Genomic DNA, 23,177 nt, shown 5'->3' on the forward strand with positions numbered 1-23,177 from the left:
AACGAGGTGAATAATGAATACTCAATTAGTAATCGATAATAAAGAAATGCCTTCTGAAACCGGTAGAACACATCAACGTAAAGATCCACTGACCGGTTTGACCGTTTCAACTTGTGCTGCGGCAAGTGTCAAGGACGCTCTGCTTGTAGCCGAATCATCACGAGTGGCTTTTAAAAGTTGGTCTGCCTCTCCACCTTCTGAGAGACGTGCGCTGCTATTGAAAGCGGCCGATATAATAGAAGCTAAAATGGGGGACTTTATTGCTGCGATGAAAGCGGAAGTAGGTGCAAGTGATCTATGGGCCGGCTTTAACGTAATGTTGGCCGCTAACCTTTTTAGAGAGGCGGCGTCGTTAGCTACTCAAATTCAAGGTGAGACCATCCCAACGGATAAGCCTAATTCACTGTCTATGACAATTCGTCAACCTGTTGGACCCTGTTTAAGCATCGTACCTTGGAATGGCCCTGTCGTACTTGCCGCTCGCGCAATCGCCTACCCTCTAGTGTGTGGCAATACGGTTGTGTTTCGAGCTTCAGAAGTAAGCCCAATGACTCATCGACTTATCGCCAATGCCGTATATGAAGCAGGGTTACCTGAAGGCGTACTGAACTTTATAACAACCGCGCCAGAAGATGCTCCTGAAGTGATAGAAGCGTTAATTTCGCACCCAGCCATTCGAAGAATTAATTTTACTGGATCCACTTCTGTTGGCCGTATCATTGCAGAAAAGTCTGCCAAACACCTAAAACGCTGTCTATTGGAACTTGGCGATAAATCGCCACTAATTGTGTTAGATGATGCTGAAATAGATGATGCAGTCTCAGCTGCGATATTTGGCTCGTTTTTATATCAAGGGCAAATTTGCATGTCGACTGATCGAATTATTGTCGATGAGAAGGTTGCTGATGAATTTGTTTCAAAATTTGCAGATAGAGCTAAGAAACTCAGTATTGGTTCTGCTGCGACGTTAGGAGAGTGCATTATTGGACCTGTTATTAGTCAGGACTCTGCCAACCGATTGAATACAATAATTGAGGATGCTTTATCTAAGGGAGCGACGTTGGTTATTGGTGGCAAATCAGATACATCACAGTATCCAGCAACAATACTCGACAATGTAGCCTCTGATATGAAGGTTTACAAAGATGAAACATTTGGTCCAGTTATTTCAATAATTCGCGTAAAAGACACTGAAGATGCAATTCATGTGGCAAATGATACAGAGTTTGGACTTTCGTCAGCGGTATATGGCAAGGACATCGTACGGGCTCTAAATGTTGCAAAACGTATTGAAACTGGAAGTTGCCATATCAATGGCCCTACTGTTCAAAATGAAGCAAGTGCACCTTATGGTGGAACAAAATCGAGCGGCTATGGACGTTTTGATGGTCGTGCAGTTATTGACGAGTTTACTGAACTTAAATGGCTAACAATAGAAGATAGTTCTCAGCAATACCCATTCTAAAGAAGAAAACCTTAGAGCCACCGAAACAAAGTGGCCCTAAGGTTTTATTTAAAAAACATATGGAAAATTCACACATTTTTTAACACTGATAAAGAATCTAGATCAAAATCAGCACAGGTTAAATCAACCAGATTTCTTGACGGTCTCAGAAAACAGTTCACCGGAAATTGCCCAATCTTCCGTTTTCACATCATTAAAAATGACATAAACATACTGCGGATCAACACCTGCGTTTTTTGCTATTGATTCTGTAACGTCTTTAGCGATCTGAGCTTTCGCACTATCACGACCTTCAAACATCTGAATATTTACAACTGGCATGGTAACTCCTCATTGGTCTACATTTTAGTTTTGCATCTCTGCACTTGATGAAAAACATAGTAACGTGAGGAGCATTGGCGAATAAATACGCTCTGACTCCATTCTGTGTAGCGAATTATTCAACAATCATTAAGCAAACTTTCCTTCCGCTGAAATACGGACAAACTCATCAATAATAAATCTAACACCTGGCATCAAATGTCGATTGCTTGGCCAAATGAGGTTCAAGCCCGTCAACGACGGTGTAAGAGCGGGCAGAATGGGAACCAGTTCTCCCGCCACAATAAAAGGACGCAATAACGACTCAGGAAATTGTATGATGCCCGCCCCAGCAACACAGGCATCTACCATGGCATCGCCATCACTTATTTGATGATGCGGTGTGGCGTGACAGTACACATCATCACCTGAATCTGATTTCACTAACCATGGCAGCGGTCGCCCTCCTCGCCAAGCCATCACGCAGCGGTGTGCGTTTAATTCCTCTAACGAAACAGGCAAGCCGAACTGTGCCAGATAATCAGGCGAAGCACATAATATGAGACGCTGTTCGTTCAGCTGCTTTGCAATTAGATCACCGCTGTCTTTTAAAGCGCCGAAACGAAATGCCAAATCAAACCCAGAATCTAATGGGTCGATCAACTTGTCATTAAAGGTAATCGTCAGCTTCAACTCTGGGTATTGCGCGGCCATTTTCAATAATAGAGGCATGACAACTTGCCTTCCAAAAGCGGAAGGCACATCAATACGCACGTTGCCACTTGGTCGCTGTTGTTTGTTTTTCAAACTAAGCTCCGCCGCTTCCAATATTGTCAACGCCGACTCACAACTTGCTAGGTACGCTTCGCCTTCGGTTGTTAAGCTCAGCTTGCGAGTCGTCCGATGAAATAATTTAGTGGATAAATGCAACTCTAGCTTTGCAATGCTTTTGCCTAGCGCAGATTTGGAAATGCCTAATTCATCCGCCGCTGTTGTAAAACTGCCAGCTTTCGCCGCGGCGACGAAGTAAATAATTGAACGTATTGAATCGGCTACTATCGGAATATTGGTCATTTTAAGAACCCTATCGACTCTTCATGGTTGATAATTTAACATCCAGTCTATGGCATAAAACCCGTTGATATAAACTATATCAGGACCCAAAGTGGCTCAGTGTAAAGTCAATAAAGCTGCGTAATTTGGGCGTCATTCTACGATCCGGTACGTACAGCAAGTGCATAGGCCTAGTTGGAACAGGGTAATTCGTTAATACTTCTACTAACCTTCCTGTTTCCATCTCCTTTTCAACTAGCTCTAACGGCTGAAGCATCACACCCAACCCTGCAATCGCAGCTTTCATTAAAGCCTCCCCGCTATCTACCATTAAGCGCCCTGAGACAGGCACCGACATCGGCCCTGATTCAGTCAGAAATGTCCAATGGGTACGCAACTCTGTATGAGAGAACCCTAAACATTCATGCTCCAATAAATCTGTGGGCTCAGAAATCGTCGGATGTTCAAGAATATAGTGTGGCGCCGCGCATAAAACCAACTTATAAGGTCTCAATGCACGCGCAATTAAACCACTATCAGACAGGTTTCCAACACGAAAAGCCACATCAAAACCTTCATCAATTAAATCGACCGTTCGGTTGGTTAAAGACATTTCCACTTTTATATCTGGATACATTGTCATATATTCTGGCAGCAATGACGCAAGCGCATTCACACCAAAAGAAACGGGAGCGCTCACCCTCAATTTGCCAGTTGGCACCGCGCGTACTTCCTGAACAAGACCGCTAACAACCTCCATTTCAGCCAAAATATTTTTTGACCTCTCATAAAAACTGATCCCAATATCCGTTAAATGCTGGCTACGAGTTGTTCGATTAATCAATTTCACACCCAAACTTTGCTCAAGAAACCGAATGTGCTTACCAATCAATTGCGATGACATATTCATTGCTTCAGCAACGGCAGAGAATGACCCCAGCTCAACAGACTTAACAAAAATCTCAATACTTAATAAACGATCCATTTGAAACACCTTGTTTCAAGTAAAGCTACAAAGTAGACATTTATCCTCATACATTTCAAGTTGTACAGTATATTTTTAACTGACAACGAGAAAATAATGATGAACATTGCCATTCTTGGTACAGGAAATATGGCCGCGGGCTTCGTTGACGCTCTTGCGCCTAAATATAAAGTAACAATAGGCGCTCGAGATCAAGCGAAAGCCGCGGCACTCGCTGAAAAATCAGCCTATGACGTAGAAGCCAGAGGCATTTCGGCCGCAATAGCAGTATCGGATGTCGTGTTACTAGCACTGCCTTTCTCCGCCATCAAAGACGTATTAAATACCGCTTCTAATATGGATAAAAAAATACTGATCGATATATCCAACCCTGTGACAGAGGATTTCCAACAGCTTTCTCTTGGACATACCACCTCTGCAGCAGAAGAGATTCAAACCATCGTACCAAACGCTTATGTCGTCAAAGCATTCAATACTATTTTTGCCCCACTTCTTCCCGAAGAAGCCCGTCATGACCAACATCTACAAGTTTTTTTAGCGTCTGATAATGAACCAGCAAAAGTCATCATATCTGAGATTGCTTCATCGATAAGTTTTACCGCCATTGATGCCGGTCCGTTAAAGAACGCTCGATTTTTAGAGCCAATTGGCGCGATGAACATTCAATTTGGTTTCTTCCTCGGGCAAGGCACCAACATTGCGCCAACATGGAAGCATTTATAATCACGACATAAATACAAGAATAAGGGCCGTTTCGGAATGCCATTCGCGCCCTTATACATCGATACCTTTCTATTTTTCAAAACCGCCTTCTATTAAACAAAATCACTAAAAAGGCTCACAAGAAAAATCAACACACTCAGCAGACAATTTTTTCATTTCCAAGGAATCACATCATGAAAACTCGTCAAAAAATAATTCTATTTTTTGTGGCTTCTCTTTACTCTTTTGCACCTGTCGTTGAAGCAAAATCCGCAGTAGAAGCACTGCAAAACGATTTTGTTTTTCCAAATGAAATAACAGGATTACCGACCAAACTCTCAGACTTCAAAGACCTTGAAATTAATTATTTCACGACAAACGACGATGTCAAAATAGCGTACTGGGAAGCGGGTGAAGGGGAACCAATAATTTTCATTCCAGGCTGGTCTGCAAATGGCGCTGAATACATAAACGTGATGTATTTGCTGAGCAAAAAATACCATGTTTACGTTTTAGACCCGAGAAACCAAGGTCTATCCCAAAGAGTGAAATACGGTAATCGCATTAGCCGATATTCAATGGATCTAAAACAATTTGTCGATCACCTGAATTTATCAAAAGTGAATTTTAGCGGTTGGTCTATGGGCGCCTCAGTCTTATGGGGTTATATTGACTTGTTTGGCACACAATCAATAAAAACACTGTCATTAATTGATGAGCCTATTTCCATTTACATACACTCAAATTGGTCAGAAGAAGAACGACTCAATGCCGGTGGAATGACCACCTCTGCTGAAAAAATGATTGCCGCCTATTCAGGTGCACCAACGAGTGAAGACATCGTCGACATGAGTGTCATGGCTCGATACATCGCAAATGATTCTTTGTATTTCCAAAACTCAGAAGCCTTTGCATCCGCTGCCATAAAGAACAATTTCGACTCTATGAGCCAAGTACTGTTCGATCATGCGATGAATGATTGGCGTGATGTTGTCAGTAAAAAAATAGACGTGCCTACGGCCATTTTTAGCGGTGATTACAGCCACAACGTACGCAGCCAGCAATGGGCCAACTCAGTGATCCCCAATTCGCAGCTCTATATTTATACAAAGAAAGAAGAAGGTGATCATTTCTTAGCGTTCAAAAATCCCAAAAAATTCACGTCTGATTTAGATAGCTTTATAGAAAGAAATAAATGATCAAAATAGACCAATATCTGATACCTAAAAATCAGTGACGACAACCAAACGCTCTAATACCCAAAAGCCATGTCGAGAATAAGTTTCATACTCTGACTTATTTCGATATGGATTAGCAATTTCCTCATGACAGGGACGCTCCCTAGGGCGAATTCGAATCACCTACCTCCACCCTTCGAATCAAATCATGTTTTTGGACAAATTTGTTACTTTGATTCAAATTAACATTGAGCTTTATACAATTAAAAGCTCCTACTCATCGCAATAGGTCTACAAAAAAACACTTTATAGGTAATGTTTTGTAGACCTAAATATTGTCAATCCAACCTATAAGGTCTACAATTTAACACCAATAGAGTAATAATACGTAGACCTTTATGAGAAAAAAAGAAAAATTACTGTCTGTACTATCTCACGCTACTAAAGCTGGTGGAGGCGTTCATACGGCTACAGAGATAGCGTTTATGCTCGGCGAAAAACATACCCCTTCTTTCACAAAGTTTCTCACAGATTGCGTACAAAAAGGTGTATTACGAAGGGTCGCAACGGGTATTTTTGAAAGTACAATTACTCCGCCTGATGGATCAACGGCAATTTACAAGATCGTAAATAAGCTCAGGGGAGACGTACTTAACTATATCAGCCTAGAGAGCCAACTTAGCTACACTGGCGATATTTCACAAATTGTTATGGACAGACTCACTGTGATGACAAAAGGTAGAAGTGGCATTTTTTCTACACCTTATGGAGTCATTGAGTTTACACATACAAAAAAAACGATCGAGTCAATCGCCCCTAATATTTATTTCGATTCAGACATCAAAATGTATCGAGCCAGAACATCCCAAGCTATTGTGGATTTAAAAAACTGTAATCGAAACCTGCAAATGTTGGAGGCATAACATGCTCAAAGAAGTCATAAAGCAAATTATTAACACCAATCCTGAGTATGCAGGGATAACACCTGTTATAGAAAAAGAAATATTGCACCATGATATTATGGCGGTCATGGTAAAACAGGGCGTTATGCAATCACTGACTTTTATTGGCGGCACATCACTTCGCTTATGTCACAACAGCTCTCGATTATCTGAAGATTTAGACTTTAATGGCGGGCACGATTTTAAACCTGCTGATTTTGATGGTTTAGAAGTCGAGATTCAAAAGTACATACAAAAAAAATATGAAACGCAAATCTGGGTAAATAAGCCGAGCCAAGACAAACAAGGAGATACTTCTTCTTGGCAAATTAGTATCGAAAAAGAAGCAAACCGCCCTGACCTACCACGTCAAAAAATGCATATAGATGTTTGTGCTATTCCTTCGTTCGACATTGAGAGAAGACCACTAATCAATCATTATGATGTCGTCGTACCGACAGAAGGACTGTTGATCCCTGTACAGTCATTAGAAGAAACCTTGGCAGATAAATTCATCGCTTTAGCATACCGTGCGAGACGTATAAAGCCTCGTGATGTTTGGGATATTCTTTGGATCAAACAAAGAGGTATTGACGTATCCATAGAGTTGATCAACAAAAAACTTGCGGCAAGAGGCAAAACAAAAACTAACTTCATAGAGACGCTTACTCTTCAGGTCGAAAAATTACTGAACGAAGAAGAGGTAAAAGCCGACTTTAACAACGAAATGAGCCGTTTCATTCCAAGCCAAATTAAAGAACGAACAATCGATAATCCAGAGTATTGGCAATACGTGCAACTTGAAATTAAAAGCATGACAGACCCTATACTCAAACCTAATTTGCAGACAAAGAAATTTGATATGGGCTTTTAAACGATAATTAAATAAGACATATAAACGCTGATAAGTGATGTTAAGCCGTTCACCACCAGATCAATCATGCTAAGTAGTATCTAGGGATACATGCAATCAAGTCGAACGGCGAGCCTTAATCGCATGCTCCATATCTATAAACCAAACGAGTAACCAATGACCATTATGAATTTATATCCTTAAGATACAGATACTTAGAGATAAAAAATGATAAATAAAAGAATGTGGAAGGTGATTAAGGTCTATTTTTATCAAGGAGGTTTATGACCAAAGATCCACTTAGAGACATCCAGTACATAAATGCCCGAACGACAAGATTCCCTCATTTTAAGTAAAATAAGGACATTTACTTACAACTTGATGATTTTTTTGAGGAGTGAATATGTATTTTGGTCACAATATGGCCACAGATTAGCCACATGAGCTTTTCCAAGTAAAAAGTAGATAACCAAAGAAGTAGTAAAAAAAATAAACAACAATTTTGATCAGGAAATTTTTTAGTTTGGATTGGAATATAAATAAGAAATGGTTGTGAGAGCACCTTTCTGTATTTAAAAGTGAACCTACGACCTTTATTGAAATGGTTGAGGGAGCACCTTTCTGTATTTAAAAGTGAACCTACGACTTTTATTGAAATGGTTGCGGGAGCAGGATTCGAACCTACGACCTTCGGGTTATGAGCCCGACGAGCTACCAGACTGCTCCATCCCGCGACAAGTTAAACTATTGATATAGCTTACTTTTTAGTGATGTATTTCTGAATATTTGTATGACCAAATCTGATATTTGATTGCTGGAGCACTTTTCTGTATTTAAAAGTGAACCTACGACCTTTACTGAAATGGTTGCGGGAGCAGGATTCGAACCTACGACCTTCGGGTTATGAGCCCGACGAGCTACCAGACTGCTCCATCCCGCGACAGATTAAACTATTGATTTATATAGTTTATATGCAGAAAATAAAGATAAATTGTGTGGCCAAAAACGCTAGATTTTTGGTTGCGGAAGCACCTTTGTGTATTTAAAAGTGAACCTACGACCCATTACTTATAGCCTAATTGGTTGCGGGAGCAGGATTCGAACCTACGACCTTCGGGTTATGAGCCCGACGAGCTACCAGACTGCTCCATCCCGCGCCATACTAAACGATTGATATAGTTTAGATTTTATCTTTTAGCGCTGAAGAAATTATGTGACCAAATTAATTTTAATGGTTGCGGGAGCACCTTTCTGTATTTAAAAGTGAACCTACGACGACCTGCCATCTAAAATTTCTTTAAATGGTTGCGGGAGCAGGATTCGAACCTACGACCTTCGGGTTATGAGCCCGACGAGCTACCAGACTGCTCCATCCCGCGACAAATTAATTTTATATAGATCACTGACAATTTCATTCGATTAGTTGGTTGCGGGAGCACTTTTCTAATATAAAGTGAACCTACGACCTGCCATCTAAAATTTCTTTAAATGGTTGCGGGAGCAGGATTCGAACCTACGACCTTCGGGTTATGAGCCCGACGAGCTACCAGACTGCTCCATCCCGCGACTAATCTTCGTTAACTTTAATCATTTATTAAATAATTAATTAGGTTGGCAAAACTGCTTCACCCGTGTCAACGAGGTGCGTATTATAGGTAGATTAAAGTAGGAGTCAAGAGAGATAGAGTATTTACATGCGATAAGTTCAAAAAACTTTAATACAAACAACCCATTACTAAAATGGCCGCCATCGTTAAAGTACTTGAATCCGTCGCTATCACAAGGTAAAAGAAAGCCATCCAATAGTTTTGATTACGATGTTAGGAGATGAACATGCTAAATAAGATTGAAGACATTCTTCGAAAATCCGCCATTCCAACTGACAAAGACGCCCTTCCCGGCAGAAGCACGCCTTTAAAAGTGTCTGGAATACACGCTGTAAATCATGAGTCCTTTGTCCGCCAGCCTAGCAACAAAGAGTCCGAAGTGATTCTTGGTATGGGGTGTTTCTGGGGAGCAGAAAGAAAGCTATGGAATATAAAAGGTGTACTTGTTACTTCTGTTGGCTATGCCGGTGGTTACACTAAAAATCCAACGTACGAAGAAGTCTGTTCTGGTCAAACAGGACACAGCGAAGTAGTACAGGTTATTTTTGATACCTCCATCATCACACTAGAAGGTGTCCTAAGCGTTTTCTGGGAAAACCATGATCCGACTCAAGGAATGAGACAAGGCAACGACATCGGTAGCCAATATCGCTCGGTTATTTACACCAAAAACGAGCAAGATTTTGCGATTGCACAAGCAAGCCAAGCAGCGTATCAAAAAGAGTTATTAGCCGCTGGCCACGGCATGATCACCACAGAAATTGAACCACTAGACACTTACTACTTTGCGGAAGAATATCACCAGCAATACCTTCACAAAAATCCAAACGGTTATTGCGGTTTGAGTGGTACCGGCGTCAGTTGCCCTATAGGCCTTAGCGTTTAACCTTTCCCCCTCAAAATGCAGCGTTAAAAAAACCGAATTAGACTCTTCATTATGAAAGGCCTAATTCGGTTTTTGTTTATCTAGGCGTTAGCAACACCTAGCCATCAATATTGATGCTGTATTCTTCATTATTGTAAATTACTTTAATGCTATCAGAGCTATTTACAAGGCCATCGTTATTCGAATCGAAAGAAGATGTCTCCTCTATAAAGGTAGCAACGTCTTCACCATCTACTTTAACATTCCCATCTGTTACCTTGACATGTTGTGACAAGAACTCAGTAATCAGATCCGTATCAGCATCTTTACCAGGGCTTCCTTCTATACCTGTTAATAGATCCGTCAAGTCTAATGCGTCTTCTGTTGCATTGAAGTCGGTAATCGTATCTATATTTAATACATCAGTCGTGTCATTTAATATAAAGATATCTTTACCGTCTCCACCTGTTAGCGTGTCCGTGATTTCGTCATCACCACCAAATAGAATGTCATCTCCCAAACCTCCAACTAACGTGTCTTCACCTTGTGTACCGACAAGATAGTTATCATCATCTGCCGCTTCGTCTACCGTACTAGAGCCATTTGCGCTATAAGAAACGGTTGTCGTAATTTCTAAGTCAGGCAATGGGTTATTACTTAATACGTTAAGGTTTTCAATAGATGTCTGATCACTGGTGATTTCAATGTCATAATTTCCATCAGAATTAGCGGTTAACGTCGCGCCGTCCAGCGTAAGTGTCGCTGTTGAAGGAATACCAAACAGCGTCAACGTGGAGGTATCTGTCGTGCTATTCGCATTATCTATCTCAACAGAGACACTATAACTAAACATAGCAGAACCATTATTAAAGCCACTAGAATCACCTTTAACAATACCATCGCTCATCATAACATTTTCAAAGTTGATAACTCTCGACTTAATGTTATCAACGTTATTGTTGTAATCATTTTTAGTATAAGAAGCTAAGTAAATGGAATCATCTCCCTTCCCTCCATCAACATCACTATAAAGCTTACCGTCTATAGTGATTACATCATCTCCTTTACCCAAATCAATCTTAGCATCAGACCAAACGTTACCGTGAATTATGACCGCGTCATTTCCATCTTCGCCTTTAATTTCTCCAGAGATGTCGCCTTGTACTAATAATACATCATCACCCTTACCCAACTTAACATCACCGCTGGAGTTGATATTTCGACCAATTTCAACAGTATCATTTCCATCTCCAGCATCAATTTTGCCACTTAGGTCATGTGCAACGTATACAGAGTCATTTCCATCACCTAAATCTATTTCAGAATTAGAGTTAACACTCCCTCCAATAGCTAAACGATCACCTCCATCAGACAAATCAATATCTGCATTAGCATTCCCACGAATTTCTACAGAGTCATTACCCGCACCACTATATATTGATCCGTTTGAATTCAGCTCACCTTTAACCAGTAGATTATCATCACCATCACCAGAAAAATCACCTGAATCAAGCGTTAAAGTACGGTTAACATTACCTGTAATTACTATTTCATCACTACCATCACCAGAGCTAGCGGAATTATTCAAATCTCCATTTAAATAATACGTATCATTTCCACCTTGAGAGTTTCCATGGTTAGCCAATACTTCGGACTCAAAATTACTATCATGTCCTTCCCATGCGTTTACATCGTAATCAGGCGCACTTTCTGCTGTCGATACAGTAACTGTCGGTAAAACCCCATCAGCCGTTACAGTAATTGATGCCGTTGCAGTATCCTTTCCGCCCTTGCCATCTGAAATGGTATAATCAAACGTTGCCACACCAGTAAAGCCTTGTAGAGGCGTGAAATGAATCACTCCCTCAGAGTTTAAATACGCATAACCATTCTGAACATTACTAATGCTTGTGACGGTCAGAGCATCACCATCAGCATCGGTATCATTCTCAAGCAAACTATCAACACTTATTGCTAACGCTTGATCTGCTAAAGTGGCAAGCGGTGTCTCACCTGTTGAGCTGAGAATAGAAGCATCAAGAACAAAATATGTATCCCCACCGTCTGAACTCAAGACTGGCTGGAACATATAATCGCCACCCTGATCCCACCAAATCATATCTATAGCCTGATACCCAGACTCGCTGATAGTAAAGGATGCATGAGTAACAGTATGAACAGATTGATTGCTTTCAACCGTCGCAACAGGATAGCCATTAATGGTTATCTCATATCCATCGTCTGCTGTTACTTTGAAGTTATACGTTCCAGCTTCTAAATACACGTAACCTTGAAGATAAATGCCGCCATCCGTATTGTCACCAGGATCAGTACTTAATGTGCTTGCATCAGAACCTAAGAACTCCTGCAGATGAGTGCCTTTCGCTACGTCAGAAGAACCTCGTCCATAACTGATATTTGCCGCTTCAAACGTTGCGTCAGCTTCTTTGTTGACGACAAGCGTCCTAAAATCACTAATGTTATTAAGCTGGGAATTCGTACCATAATATTCCCCAACAAGACCAGCAAACAGTGAATCAGGTGTGCTGTCATCTTGAGCTTTAGGAGCGGTATTAGTCCCAACATTTATAGATAAGTTAGCAGAAGAAGTACTACCATCTTGGTCCTGTATTAAGTAAGCAAACGATTCTGTCGCTCCTGCTGGAATATCAGAAACACTCGCTGTAACTTCATAAACATAACTACCATCGCTATTCAGTACCAAATTACCATACTGACCTTCTATGCTATGGCCCACACTATCATTTGAGGAGACAGTAGCACCCACAGCAACACCTACGACGATGACTGAACTATCCGCACCAAGAGAGTCCGCTCCCAACCCATTGTCATCAAAAATATTACCTTCTGTAGAAGGCAAGCTATAACCATCACCCTCAACGACACGAACAACCAATTCATAACTGGTAGCCGCATTTTCATTGGTATAAATAGAAGTAACGACTTCACCATCAGGATTACCAACTTCACGGAAACCAACAATTTGGAGTGTGTATATATCCCCATCCCGCTCAAAAGTAACATGTGTATTTTGAACAGTTACGATATCGCGAGATGCATTAACGTCATTAGTGTTAGGGGTTTCATTGTGATCAAAGTTAACAGTCAATGTAACTGGAGTACTGACGCCTAAGTGATCAAGAACAAAAAATTCAACAGACATTTCCGCACTAGTAATCGCTCCGCCACTATTAATAGGGTAGTTGTAGTGAGTAAAAGTACCGACACTAATGTCTTGATTAAGGTCAAACCGTCCTTCTAAATTGCTATCGTTATCAATAAAGCCATATCCGGACTGCTTAGACTCCGCAGGATTTCCCCAGCGAATTTGGTCTTTAGCTGAATCATTATCGACTCCACCCAAATCAGAAGTACCATCAAAAGTCGTCACCGATTCGCCATGGGTATAACTTACCCAACTTGCCGCAATTTCAGACACTTCAAATTCTTCATGCTGGACAACAATACTATCTTGATCATCTACGGCCACTGGAGCAGAGTCTTGAATATCAAGATTCACAGTAAAGGTACGACCATCTTCAAGCGTCACAGTGACACTGTCTTTATCAGAAACGGCGTCACCATGATCTCTAACAGGTGCATCGTATCGATACTCACCATCATCACCTAACGTGATCGTCCCGCCAAAGTTCGTAACAACCTCAGTCGTACCGTCGGGGAACGCAAAGCCTTCGGGTAGATCGGTTAAAATATGTTGTTGACCCTCAGCTAAACTAAAGCTTGCCTCTGCAGAAAGATCGACGCTATGAGTAGAAGTGCCAATACTTTCGACCTTATTACCCGCTGCATCACTGGATGTAACCACCACATCAAACTCAGAATCAGCTGCCAAATCGCTGCCCAATACACCAGCAATAATCCAGATGCCGCCAGCTTTAACCGTAGTAGAGTATTCAGTATTGTTAATGGTCATTTTAACGACATCACCTACCGAAATATCACCACCAACAGCCTTACCAGAGATTGAAATTGTTTGACCTAATTCAATACCATCAATTTTATTGTCATCAGTGATTAAATTAACAGTAACTGTCCCTACTTCTGCCACGGTATCCAATATAACGGAATCTGTACTTGCAACAGAACCCGTTGAAAGTTGTGCTGTTACGCTAAGAGTCGTCCCTTCATCCGTTTCTACTATGCCTGATACAGAAAGGCTGCCTAAAGAAATATCCTCATCAGATAAGGTAATAACACGATTAGACTCACCATTATTTGTCGTAATAGAAAGAGTATCACCAGCTTTAGCTCCAATCGGCAGCGTAACAATCACAGTAACAGTGCCATCGCTTTCACCACCATTCAAATAACCATCGTCATTCAAATCATCCGAGATAGACACGGTCGGTGTAAACAACGCGTCGATGGTGTAAGTCGTACCGCCTATCTTCACATTCTCAACGTCAATAAGCAGAACAACATCACTGGTATCACCACGGTTAATTTGCAGATTACCATTGTTATCAAGGGTAAATATGGCCTTAGATACATCAAAATTTTGGAAGATCACAGTATCATTACCAGATCCACCATCCACAGAAAGGGCATTGTTTTGATCATCCACATTGATAGTGATGGAATCATTACCACTACCCGCTAACACATAATCATCACCAGCTTCTGTTTGAACAGCAGCCCAATCACCATGCCAATAATGCGCAGTATTAGAGAAGTCACTTGTGTTACCGGCCGCATCGGACTGAGTTACCTTAAATAACTCATTATCGTTCACTGGTGTATCAGAAAGATTAGACACATCTAACGTCCAAGATCCATCAGCAGATACCGTCGTTGTAACGCTCGCTAACTTGGTATATTCACCTGTTTGAGTGTTATTCCCTGCTGTGGTTGAACCAGAGACAGCCCACAACGTAATGACAGCACCGGCTTCGCCAGTACCATGTAGAGTTACGGTAGAGTAATCAGAACTATCAGAATCATCAGTGATATTTGTGATGATAGGAGGTGCTACAGAAATATCCGCATCCGCCGCTGTTTTACTCACTTCACTTGAACGGTTACCCGCCGCATCAGACAAAGTCGCTTTAACTTCAGCGCCTGGTGATACCTCAATTTCCACACCATTACTAATATCATCAGCACCCAAAGTGATCGTAGTTTCTACTCCATTAACACTGTAAGACAGTTTATCACCGACTTCGGAACCTGCTACCGAGATAGTCGCTGTGATGGTGTTATCTTCGCCCACTTCGTCGGCGTTATAAATACCATCAACACCAGCATCCTCAAAGGTAATACCTGGCGTAGCAATATTAAGATCAACCGTATGAGTTGAAGTCGCTTTACTCTCAACTGTGTTTCCAGCCGCGTCTGAAGACGTCACAACCGCGTCGAAGGCCGTATCGCCTGACAAGTCAGAACCTACAACACCCACAGACCAAGTGCCGTTTTCAGCGACTTTTGTGGTGTAAGTCGTGCCGTTGATCACCAAGGTCACGGTATCGCCTTCTGCGATATCGCCACCTGAAGCGGTACCTGTCACGGCGATCGTGCTGTCGGCTTCAATCGCGTTGATCACGTCATCAGGAGTAATCGCATCAATTGTTACTAAATTTACGTTCACAGTAACCGTTGAAGTATCAGTACCGCCTTTACCATCACTAATTGAATAATTAATTGTCGCCGTACCACTAAAACCTTCGGTAGCAGTGAATACCAATTTATTATCAACAATAGATACAGAACCCTGTGAAGGAACTGCCACCGAAGCATCAGAGATAGACAGAGTGTCGCCATCAACATCTGTATCATTAGCTAAAGCATCAATCGTTACTGCATTACTCGAAGAAGTACTAACAAGATCTGCTGTGGCCACTGGAGCATCGTTCGTGCCCGTCACGGTGATGGTGATCGTTTGTGTATCTGTGCCACCCTTGCCATCGGCAACTTGGACGGTCACTTCTACGTCTGTAATGTCGCCTACCGCGAGTGAGTCATAAGCAGCATCCTTAGGATCAAAAGACCATGTCCCATCAGTATTTAAAGTAAAGCCTGAAGGCGTAGAACCGGTAACACTAAAAGATAATGAATCACTATCAACATCGCTGGCATCAACCGAGCCAGTTAATAGCTCACCACCTTCCAAAACAGATTTACTGATAACAGCATCTACCGTAGGAGCATCATTGGTACCATTAATAGTCACAATAATTTCATAGTCAGTGCCATCACTAGCAGTAACTGTAATTTTTTCCTGAACAGATTCCCCATCATTCAAATATTGGGCTTTTGTCGTATCTAGCTGATACTCCCAAGTACTATTACCAGGCGTCGATGTGTCAGAAATAACAAGAACACCAAATGCACCATTTATAGATCCAGATGGGAAAGAAGGGTTTTCTCCATTATCAATATCAGTAATTTCAAGCGGCAAAGATAGAGTGAGTGTTTCATCTTCATCAATAGTCAATGAGTTAATACTGTCATCAGAAATTACTGAAACGTCATCAACACCACCAACTTTAACAACAATTTCTTCACTTGTACCATCAGTCGCATACACAGTAAACCTTTCAACAAGCTCAGCCACTTGTGCTAGTGACTGCAATTTGTCGTTGTCTACTTTATAAGACCAAGTACCATCTGCAGAGATAGTTAAACTACCAAGAGTGTCGTCTGAAGTCTCAACACGACTAGTATCAAATGAAGGATTATCACCTGAATCAACGTCTGTAATTGTTAACTTACCTCCTGTAGATACAATGCCAACCGACAAACTAGTCTCGTCATCCTCAAGTAAAGTACCTGTGGTGTCGCCTGCGATCGTAGCCGCATCGTTAGTGCCATTGATCGTCACTTTTACGACTTGTTCTGTACCGTCTACCGACGTAACCGTGAAGCTTTCGACTTTGCTGTCGCCAACATTCATATCATTGAACGCACTGTTCGCCACGAACGTCCACTCGCCATTTTCCGCGATGCTGAACGTGCCGTTGGTGCCTTCGATGCTTGTCGCTGTGAAGGTGTTGTCTGCGTTGTCCACGTCGCTTGACGTTAACGTGCCGCCCAAGGTCAACGCCGTATCTGTTTCATCAGATGCTATAGAAACGTCACCGCCGATCACTGCTTTGTCGTTCACCGCATCAACCGTGACCGCAACTTCTGCTGAACTGCTTTCTTCGCCATCGCTGATCGTGTAGCTGATCGTCGCTTCACCGTTGAAGTTCTCTCTGCTGGTGTGAACTCGCTTGCCGTCAACAATCGCTACCGTACCTTGCTCTGCTGGAACCAATCGCTGCCAGATCGTCAACGTATCGCTATCAACATCTGAATCCCATCGCAAACTGACCATCGTTCACCGCATCAACCGTGACCGCAACTTCTGCTGAACTGCTTTCTTCGCCATCGCTGATCGTGTAGCTGATCGTCGCTTCACCGTTGAAGTTCTCTGCTGGTGTGAACTCAAGCTTGCCGTCAACAATCGCTACCGTACCTTGCTCTGCTGGAACCGTCGCTGCTGTGATCGTCAACGTATCGCCATCAACATCTGTGTCGTTCGCCAACACATCAATCGTGATCACGCCGCCGTCTTCTGTGCCTGTCGCCGTGTCGTCTAATGCAACTGGACCGTCATTTGTACCAACAATATTAATAGTAAGTCTTGTAGTATCAGTTGCGCCCTGATCATCAGTAACCGTTACAGGGATTTTGAGTGTTAGCCTTTCACCAGCAGCTAAATGATTATAAGCTTCATCGGATGCATTAAATTTATAGGATCCATTTTGATTAAAAGTGAGACCTTTAACTTCTTCTGCAATAGCAAATTTTAGTGATGCACCAGCAGGTAGATCTACATCTTTCGCAGTAACAACTCCGCTCACAGTGGAATCCTCTCGCACTATTGCAGCAGCAGCTTGAGCAATAGGCGCATCATTCGTTCCAGTCACTGTAATTATTAACTGTCCTGTACCTTGACTGCCTTGATCATCTGTAGCGGTAATATCTATTAAAATTTCTTTCTTTTCACCTACGACTAATGAGTCATAAGAAGATGCATCGAAACTGTAGGTACCATTACTATTAAATATTAGTCCTGTAACCGTAGATGAAGTGCTAAAAGAAAGCGCTTTTCCATCAGGAAGGTCTACATCCGTAGCCCTGACAGAACCACTAATAGTAAAATCTTCTGTTACTGATACGCTTTCGCTGTCAACAACAGGTGCTTGATTAACCGCACGAACTGAGGAAGGTGCAGAATATTCACTTCCTGTCGCCTGACCACTACTGCCGTTATCTGTATCATAGCCATAGGTCGGAAGACTACTTTGTGTATCACTACCAAAGCCCGCTTGTGCACTATTATCATTTCGCTCAATAGACACATCAACACGCTGCTGATCTGCTAGGGTGTTACCCGCTGCAGGGGCATCTTGGATAAGGGTCGGGTCATCACCCGCTAGAATTGCATTTTGTAATGCATCAATTTCGGATGAAGAGTCCGCGACAAGGTCTTCGTTATCGCCTGTGTTATAAATTTCATCCGTCATCTCTACAATAGAGTCCCCACCAATTACTACATCAGTGCCGTCAACAAATGCGATAGTAACGCTACCGCTGCCTCCAGTAAGAACCGTCTCGCCAAAGAAGATCGGATCACCTAGCTTTACAACTCGCTCTTGCCCGTCAATAGATTGAACCGTCACAGAACCATCTAATTTAGTAATGAAACCGATGGCATTACCCAACGTTGCAAAAGGAACTTGATTGTCGCTCATGGTGAATCTCCTGGACTCTAGATAAGACGTAATAAATTTATAATTACTGACAAGATAGAAGAATCAAAGAGAAGTATCTATTGTACCTTGGTACAGTCGACGTGCTTATTTGCCTATTTATACCAATTTCCATTTAAAGACCCTGGTCTTGGGTGGGCTTGTGATTGCTATAAACACATCAAATCTTTATAATTTACGCAATTTTGGGCGCAGGCATTAGCTTTATCAACCCTCATTAGATCCTGTGACCTATTTCTAAGTCTATTCGTGACTCAAGTAATAAGCCCTTATGGCAATGTCATGCATTTGCCAAAACATGGCACAATAATTCCAGCTTATTTTTCTTTTAAATTCAGAAGGTAATAAATGATCGATTCGATAAAACGAGACTGGTTCTCGAACATTAAAGGCGACTCCCTCGCTGGTACCGTGGTTGCACTTGCCTTAATTCCCGAAGCCATTGCATTTTCCATCATCGCAGGTGTAGACCCTAAAGTTGGCTTGTACGCATCCTTCTGTATCGCCGTGGTTATCTCTTTTGTTGGTGGTCGTCCTGGTATGATTTCTGCTGCAACTGGCGCCATGGCATTGCTGATGGTGACATTAGTGAAAGATCACGGTTTAGAATATTTGCTTGCCGCCACACTACTCACGGGTGTTTTTCAGATTATTGCGGGCTACTTAAAACTCGGGGCGCTGATGCGTTTCGTGTCTCGATCTGTGGTGACCGGTTTTGTGAATGCTTTAGCGATTCTGATATTTATGGCGCAATTACCAGAACTGACGGATGTAACCTGGCATGTCTACGCCATGACCGCCGCAGGACTTGGTATTATTTACCTATTCCCGTTAATTCCAGTCATTGGTAAAGCCCTACCTTCTCCATTGGTTTGCATTGTTGTATTGACCATTTTCGCCATGATGTATGGTTTAGACATTCGTACCGTTGGTGATATGGGCGAATTACCAGACACCTTACCCATTTTTCTATGGCCAGATGTTCCGCTAAACCTAGAAACACTTTTAATTATTCTGCCTTACTCTCTTGGTTTGGCCGTTGTGGGTTTATTAGAGTCCATGATGACCGCCACCATTATCGATGAATTCACCGATACAAACAGTGATAAAAATCGCGAATGTAAAGGCCAAGGGGTTGCCAATATCGCCTCTGGATTTCTAGGCGGTATGGCAGGTTGCGCCATGATTGGTCAATCCGTGATTAATGTAAAATCTGGTGGCCGTGGTCGCTTGTCTACCTTCATGGCCGGCTTAATATTGTTGATCATGGTGGTTTTCTTGGATGACCTGATTAGTCAAATCCCCATGGCCGCGTTAGTAGCTGTCATGATCATGGTATCAATTGGTACTTTTTCTTGGGAATCCATCATCAACCTGAAAAAACACCCACTATCAACTAATATTGTAATGTTAGCGACGGTTTCTATTGTGGTTGCAACACACAACTTAGCAATTGGCGTGTTTGTTGGCGTGCTATTAGCGGCCATGTTCTTCGCCCATAAAATCGGGCGCTTTATGGTAGTGAAGAGCGATCAAGATAAACAAACTGACCATCGTACTTATAAAGTGATAGGCCAAGTATTTTTTGCGTCATCAGATCAGTTTAATGGCTCTTTTGATTTTAAAGAAGCGGTTAAAAAGGTTACGATCGATTTAACCGATGCGCATTTTTGGGACATTACAGCCGTATCCGCTTTAGACAAAGTGGTAATCAAATTCCGCCGTGAAGGTGCTGAAGTTGAGCTGATTGGAATGAACGAAGCCACCGCGACGGTTGTCGATAAGTTCGGTGTTCATAACAACCCGGAAGAAGTCGAGAAAGTCATGGGCGGACACTGATAATAAGTGGTCGCTCAACAATACTTTCTACACTTTTAAATAAGAAAAAGAAGGAGTGCAACAATGACAAATATTATTGCCTGTATTGATGGTTCTGCTTTATCAGAATATGTCACCACCGCATCTGTGTGGGCTGCCAAACAAATGGGCTGTTCGTTAACTTTGCTGCACTCTTTAGAAAAAGACGCCGTGCGAACAGATGACGACTTGTCTGGCTCTATCGGCTTTGGCAGCCGAGAACATCTGTTAGATGAGCTTGTCGCTCTCGATGAAAAACGCGCAAAACTGGCACTAGAACACGGAAAAATTGTGCTTGAAAACGCCAGAGCATTTGCTAATAAAGCTGGCGCTAAACTAGTAGAGGAATTGCAACGACATGGCGACCTTGTTGAAAACCTTCTTGATCTTGAAGAAGAGACTAGGTTGGTTGTTATAGGTCGACTCGGCATCAGCCATACGATGGACGCTCACACAGTTGGTTCACACATTGAGCGCGTGGCGCGTACTTTGCACAAACCGATCTTAATCAGCGTCGGTAAATTTACCACTCCGAAAAACTTTATGATTGCTTACGATGGTCGCGAAGCCGCAGACAATGCCATTGCACGCATTGCTCAAAGCCCATTATTGATAGGCTTACCATGCCATCTTGTTATGGCGGGTGATGATACACCGGAAAGGCGTGCAAAATTGGAAGAAGCGCAAACCATTCTTGAAGAAGAAGGCTTCGAAGTAATATCAAGCATTCGACCAGGTAAGATTTATCCAGTACTCACCCAATACCGTGAAGAAAATAAAATCGAACTTATGGCCATGGGGGCTTACGCTCATTCAAAAGTTCGTCAGTTCTTTGTCGGTAGCAATACCACCAAAATGATCATCGAAAGCGACATTCCTCTTTTGATTCTTCGCTAACCATTTAGCAAGTCTTTTTAAAGGGCGACTTCTACGGAGTTCGCCCTTTTTTGTGTCCACGCCCGCCACCTTGATTTATTCGTACAATGTTACAATTAGATTAAATATATGAAAATTCGAATATATGATTTTACATATGTATTATCTAGAAGATACAATCATCGCCAATGAAATCCGAACAAAACACTTATTTCAAACAAGACAGCAAAAGAGCCAAATTGAAATGACACCCGATCTATTCTATAAAGCGCTCGCTGACGACACTCGCTTGCGAAGCTTATTACTGATTACCCAATATAATGAACTTTGTGTTTGCGAGCTCATGGCGGCACTGAATGAAACACAGCCCAAAATTTCTCGTCATCTTGCCCAACTTCGAAAAAGCGGCGTTCTGAGCGATCGCAGACAAGGACAATGGGTGTTTTATCGACTTCACCCTGAACTACCAAGCTGGGCAATAAAGGTCTTAAAAACCACCTTAGACAACCAAGTCTTGTGGCTGAAAGACAACGTAGATCAACTCGAAACCATGGGCGGCCGACCAGAACGAAAAGGCGCCTGTTGCTAATTTTATTTTATTAACTTCACGAGGACAATGACATGACCATTAAAGTAGGAATCAACGGATTCGGCCGCATGGGTCGCCTTTCATTTCGTGCCGCCTTTGACTGGGACGACATCGAGTTCGTACAAATCAATGATCTAAAAGGGGATGCAACCACACTCGCTCACCTTGTTAACTTTGACTCGGTTCATGGTCGCTGGAGCCACAATGCTACCAGCGAAGGCAACAACATTGTCATCAACGGCAAAACCATTGTTTGTACGCAAAATCGCTCTATTGCCGAAACCGATTGGTCACAATGCGATGTAGTGATTGAAGCCAGCGGCGTGATGAAAACCAAAGCACTTTTGCAAGCCTACCTTGATCAAGGTGTAAAGCGTATTGTGGTCACAGCGCCCGTAAAAGAAGACGGCGTGCTAAACATTGTCATGGGCGTCAACGACCAAGATTACAACCCAAGTCAGCACCCTATCGTCACCGCCGCATCATGTACGACCAATTGCCTAGCGCCAGTAGTAAAAGTCCTGCACGAATCAATTGGCATTAAGCACGGTTCCATGACGACGATTCACAGTATCACCAATACCCAAACCATCATTGATGCGCCGCACAAAGATTTACGTCGCGCTCGCTCGTGTGGTACCAGTTTAATTCCAACAACAACCGGTTCCGCGACCGCTATTACACATATATTTCCAGAACTAAAAGGCAAACTGAACGGCCATGCCGTACGCATACCGTTGACGAATGCTTCGCTCACCGATTGCGTGTTCGAAATGAATCGCGCGACCACGGAAGTAGAGATCAACCAGATCCTAAAAGCCGCCAGTGAAAACGAATTGAAAGACATATTGGGCTACGAAGAACGCCCTCTGGTATCAGTCGATTACAAAACCGACCCTCGCTCTAGCATCATAGACGCGCCAAGCACCATGGTGATCAACGGCACGCAAGTGAAGCTGTACGTCTGGTATGACAACGAATGGGGTTACGCCAACCGCACCGCGGAACTCATGCGTAAAGTAGGACGCTTGGACCAAACGGCTTAATACAACCGCTGCCATCTTGACTGTTAACAACAACAGACAAGATGACAGCTCCTGATAAGACAAAC

General features: G+C 42.4%; 15 protein-coding genes and 5 tRNA genes. 10 read left to right on the top strand and 10 right to left on the bottom strand.

Going from position 1 to position 23,177, the window contains the following annotated elements; genetic code table 11:
* The first annotated feature begins 13 nt into the window (after positions 1 to 13).
* Positions 14 to 1,465 (top strand): aldehyde dehydrogenase, encoded by a 1,452-nt coding sequence (locus MP3633_RS11155; protein ID WP_176335602.1) that lies wholly within the window; start codon positions 14 to 16, stop codon positions 1,463 to 1,465.
* A gap of 123 nt (positions 1,466 to 1,588) precedes the next feature.
* Here MP3633_RS11155 and MP3633_RS11160 read toward each other — a convergent pair whose 3' ends face one another.
* The 3 genes from MP3633_RS11160 to MP3633_RS11170 all read right to left on the bottom strand — a co-directional run bounded on the left by MP3633_RS11160 (position 1,589) and on the right by MP3633_RS11170 (position 3,803).
* Positions 1,589 to 1,786, bottom strand: coding sequence for a tautomerase family protein (locus MP3633_RS11160; RefSeq protein WP_024023255.1), 198 nt, complete (start codon positions 1,784 to 1,786; stop codon positions 1,589 to 1,591).
* A 129-nt stretch (positions 1,787 to 1,915) separates the two neighbouring features.
* The gene (locus MP3633_RS11165) at positions 1,916 to 2,839 is read right to left on the bottom strand and encodes a LysR family transcriptional regulator (protein WP_176335603.1); all 924 of its coding nucleotides are present in this window, start codon (positions 2,837 to 2,839) and stop codon (positions 1,916 to 1,918) included.
* Positions 2,840 to 2,918: 79 nt separating this feature from the next.
* A complete protein-coding gene (locus MP3633_RS11170; protein WP_176335604.1) occupies positions 2,919 to 3,803 on the bottom strand; it encodes a LysR family transcriptional regulator in 885 nt (294 codons plus the stop codon).
* A gap of 96 nt (positions 3,804 to 3,899) precedes the next feature.
* Between MP3633_RS11170 and MP3633_RS11175 the strand changes: the two genes are divergently transcribed.
* The 4 genes from MP3633_RS11175 to MP3633_RS11190 all read left to right on the top strand — a co-directional run bounded on the left by MP3633_RS11175 (position 3,900) and on the right by MP3633_RS11190 (position 7,498).
* On the top strand, positions 3,900 to 4,526 hold the full coding sequence (locus MP3633_RS11175) for an NADPH-dependent F420 reductase (protein ID WP_217909004.1): 627 nt from the start codon (positions 3,900 to 3,902) through the stop codon (positions 4,524 to 4,526).
* Positions 4,527 to 4,699: 173 nt separating this feature from the next.
* Entirely contained in the window at positions 4,700 to 5,704 is a 1,005-nt protein-coding gene (locus MP3633_RS11180) for an alpha/beta fold hydrolase (RefSeq protein ID WP_176335605.1), read from the top strand.
* Positions 5,705 to 6,081: 377 nt separating this feature from the next.
* A complete protein-coding gene (abiEi, locus tag MP3633_RS11185) occupies positions 6,082 to 6,606 on the top strand; it encodes a type IV toxin-antitoxin system AbiEi family antitoxin (RefSeq protein ID WP_176335606.1) in 525 nt (174 codons plus the stop codon).
* A 1-nt stretch (position 6,607) separates the two neighbouring features.
* The gene (locus MP3633_RS11190) at positions 6,608 to 7,498 is read left to right on the top strand and encodes a nucleotidyl transferase AbiEii/AbiGii toxin family protein (RefSeq protein WP_176335607.1); all 891 of its coding nucleotides are present in this window, start codon (positions 6,608 to 6,610) and stop codon (positions 7,496 to 7,498) included.
* A gap of 636 nt (positions 7,499 to 8,134) precedes the next feature.
* Here MP3633_RS11190 and MP3633_RS11195 read toward each other — a convergent pair.
* From MP3633_RS11195 to MP3633_RS11215, 5 genes are all read right to left on the bottom strand, one after another.
* Positions 8,135 to 8,211 (bottom strand) — tRNA-Met (locus MP3633_RS11195).
* A 129-nt stretch (positions 8,212 to 8,340) separates the two neighbouring features.
* Positions 8,341 to 8,417: transfer RNA gene (locus tag MP3633_RS11200), tRNA-Met, on the bottom strand.
* A 140-nt stretch (positions 8,418 to 8,557) separates the two neighbouring features.
* A tRNA-Met gene (locus MP3633_RS11205) sits at positions 8,558 to 8,634 on the bottom strand.
* Between the two features lie 145 nt (positions 8,635 to 8,779).
* Positions 8,780 to 8,856: transfer RNA gene (locus MP3633_RS11210), tRNA-Met, on the bottom strand.
* Positions 8,857 to 8,966: 110 nt separating this feature from the next.
* Positions 8,967 to 9,043: transfer RNA gene (locus tag MP3633_RS11215), tRNA-Met, on the bottom strand.
* 267 nt (positions 9,044 to 9,310) lie between these two features.
* Between MP3633_RS11215 and msrA the strand changes: the two genes are divergently transcribed.
* A complete protein-coding gene (gene msrA, locus MP3633_RS11220) occupies positions 9,311 to 9,970 on the top strand; it encodes a peptide-methionine (S)-S-oxide reductase MsrA (RefSeq protein WP_176335608.1) in 660 nt (219 codons plus the stop codon).
* A 97-nt stretch (positions 9,971 to 10,067) separates the two neighbouring features.
* On the opposite strand, the gene MP3633_RS11225 is transcribed toward msrA, so the two are convergent.
* Positions 10,068 to 17,303 (bottom strand): VCBS domain-containing protein, encoded by a 7,236-nt coding sequence (locus MP3633_RS11225; protein ID WP_176335609.1) that lies wholly within the window; start codon positions 17,301 to 17,303, stop codon positions 10,068 to 10,070.
* Positions 17,272 to 18,726 carry a retention module-containing protein gene (locus tag MP3633_RS11230; protein WP_176335610.1) on the bottom strand — a complete coding sequence of 485 codons (1,455 nt, stop codon included), beginning with the start codon at positions 18,724 to 18,726 and terminating at the stop codon, positions 17,272 to 17,274. Before MP3633_RS11230 ends, MP3633_RS11225 begins: the two co-directional genes overlap by 32 nt.
* A gap of 366 nt (positions 18,727 to 19,092) precedes the next feature.
* Between MP3633_RS11230 and MP3633_RS11235 the strand changes: the two genes are divergently transcribed.
* The 4 genes from MP3633_RS11235 to MP3633_RS11250 all read left to right on the top strand — a co-directional run bounded on the left by MP3633_RS11235 (position 19,093) and on the right by MP3633_RS11250 (position 23,112).
* Positions 19,093 to 20,583 carry a SulP family inorganic anion transporter gene (locus MP3633_RS11235; RefSeq protein ID WP_176335611.1) on the top strand — a complete coding sequence of 497 codons (1,491 nt, stop codon included), beginning with the start codon at positions 19,093 to 19,095 and terminating at the stop codon, positions 20,581 to 20,583.
* 63 nt (positions 20,584 to 20,646) lie between these two features.
* Complete coding sequence (locus MP3633_RS11240) at positions 20,647 to 21,498, top strand: universal stress protein (RefSeq protein ID WP_176335612.1); 852 nt, start codon at positions 20,647 to 20,649, stop codon at positions 21,496 to 21,498.
* A gap of 223 nt (positions 21,499 to 21,721) precedes the next feature.
* Positions 21,722 to 22,066: a metalloregulator ArsR/SmtB family transcription factor gene (locus MP3633_RS11245; protein ID WP_176336791.1), complete on the top strand. Its 345-nt coding sequence runs from the start codon at positions 21,722 to 21,724 to the stop codon at positions 22,064 to 22,066.
* A gap of 32 nt (positions 22,067 to 22,098) precedes the next feature.
* The gene (locus MP3633_RS11250) at positions 22,099 to 23,112 is read left to right on the top strand and encodes an ArsJ-associated glyceraldehyde-3-phosphate dehydrogenase (protein ID WP_176335613.1); all 1,014 of its coding nucleotides are present in this window, start codon (positions 22,099 to 22,101) and stop codon (positions 23,110 to 23,112) included.
* Positions 23,113 to 23,177 lie beyond the last annotated feature (65 nt).

This window comes from Marinomonas primoryensis, from assembly GCF_013372285.1.
Classification (GTDB): domain Bacteria; phylum Pseudomonadota; class Gammaproteobacteria; order Pseudomonadales; family Marinomonadaceae; genus Marinomonas; species Marinomonas primoryensis.

Coding starts and splice junctions, on each gene's coding strand:
- MP3633_RS11170 (WP_176335604.1), bottom strand. CDS start 3,803: ATGGATCGTTTATTAAGTATTGAGATTTTTGTTAAGTCTGTTGAGCTG.
- MP3633_RS11180 (WP_176335605.1), top strand. CDS start 4,700: ATGAAAACTCGTCAAAAAATAATTCTATTTTTTGTGGCTTCTCTTTAC.
- MP3633_RS11190 (WP_176335607.1), top strand. CDS start 6,608: ATGCTCAAAGAAGTCATAAAGCAAATTATTAACACCAATCCTGAGTAT.
- MP3633_RS11240 (WP_176335612.1), top strand. CDS start 20,647: ATGACAAATATTATTGCCTGTATTGATGGTTCTGCTTTATCAGAATAT.
- MP3633_RS11235 (WP_176335611.1), top strand. CDS start 19,093: ATGATCGATTCGATAAAACGAGACTGGTTCTCGAACATTAAAGGCGAC.
- abiEi (WP_176335606.1), top strand. CDS start 6,082: ATGAGAAAAAAAGAAAAATTACTGTCTGTACTATCTCACGCTACTAAA.
- MP3633_RS11155 (WP_176335602.1), top strand. CDS start 14: ATGAATACTCAATTAGTAATCGATAATAAAGAAATGCCTTCTGAAACC.
- msrA (WP_176335608.1), top strand. CDS start 9,311: ATGCTAAATAAGATTGAAGACATTCTTCGAAAATCCGCCATTCCAACT.
- MP3633_RS11230 (WP_176335610.1), bottom strand. CDS start 18,726: ATGAGCGACAATCAAGTTCCTTTTGCAACGTTGGGTAATGCCATCGGT.
- MP3633_RS11175 (WP_217909004.1), top strand. CDS start 3,900: ATGATGAACATTGCCATTCTTGGTACAGGAAATATGGCCGCGGGCTTC.
- MP3633_RS11165 (WP_176335603.1), bottom strand. CDS start 2,839: ATGACCAATATTCCGATAGTAGCCGATTCAATACGTTCAATTATTTAC.
- MP3633_RS11250 (WP_176335613.1), top strand. CDS start 22,099: ATGACCATTAAAGTAGGAATCAACGGATTCGGCCGCATGGGTCGCCTT.
- MP3633_RS11160 (WP_024023255.1), bottom strand. CDS start 1,786: ATGCCAGTTGTAAATATTCAGATGTTTGAAGGTCGTGATAGTGCGAAA.
- MP3633_RS11225 (WP_176335609.1), bottom strand. CDS start 17,303: ATGGTCAGTTTGCGATGGGATTCAGATGTTGATAGCGATACGTTGACG.
- MP3633_RS11245 (WP_176336791.1), top strand. CDS start 21,722: ATGACACCCGATCTATTCTATAAAGCGCTCGCTGACGACACTCGCTTG.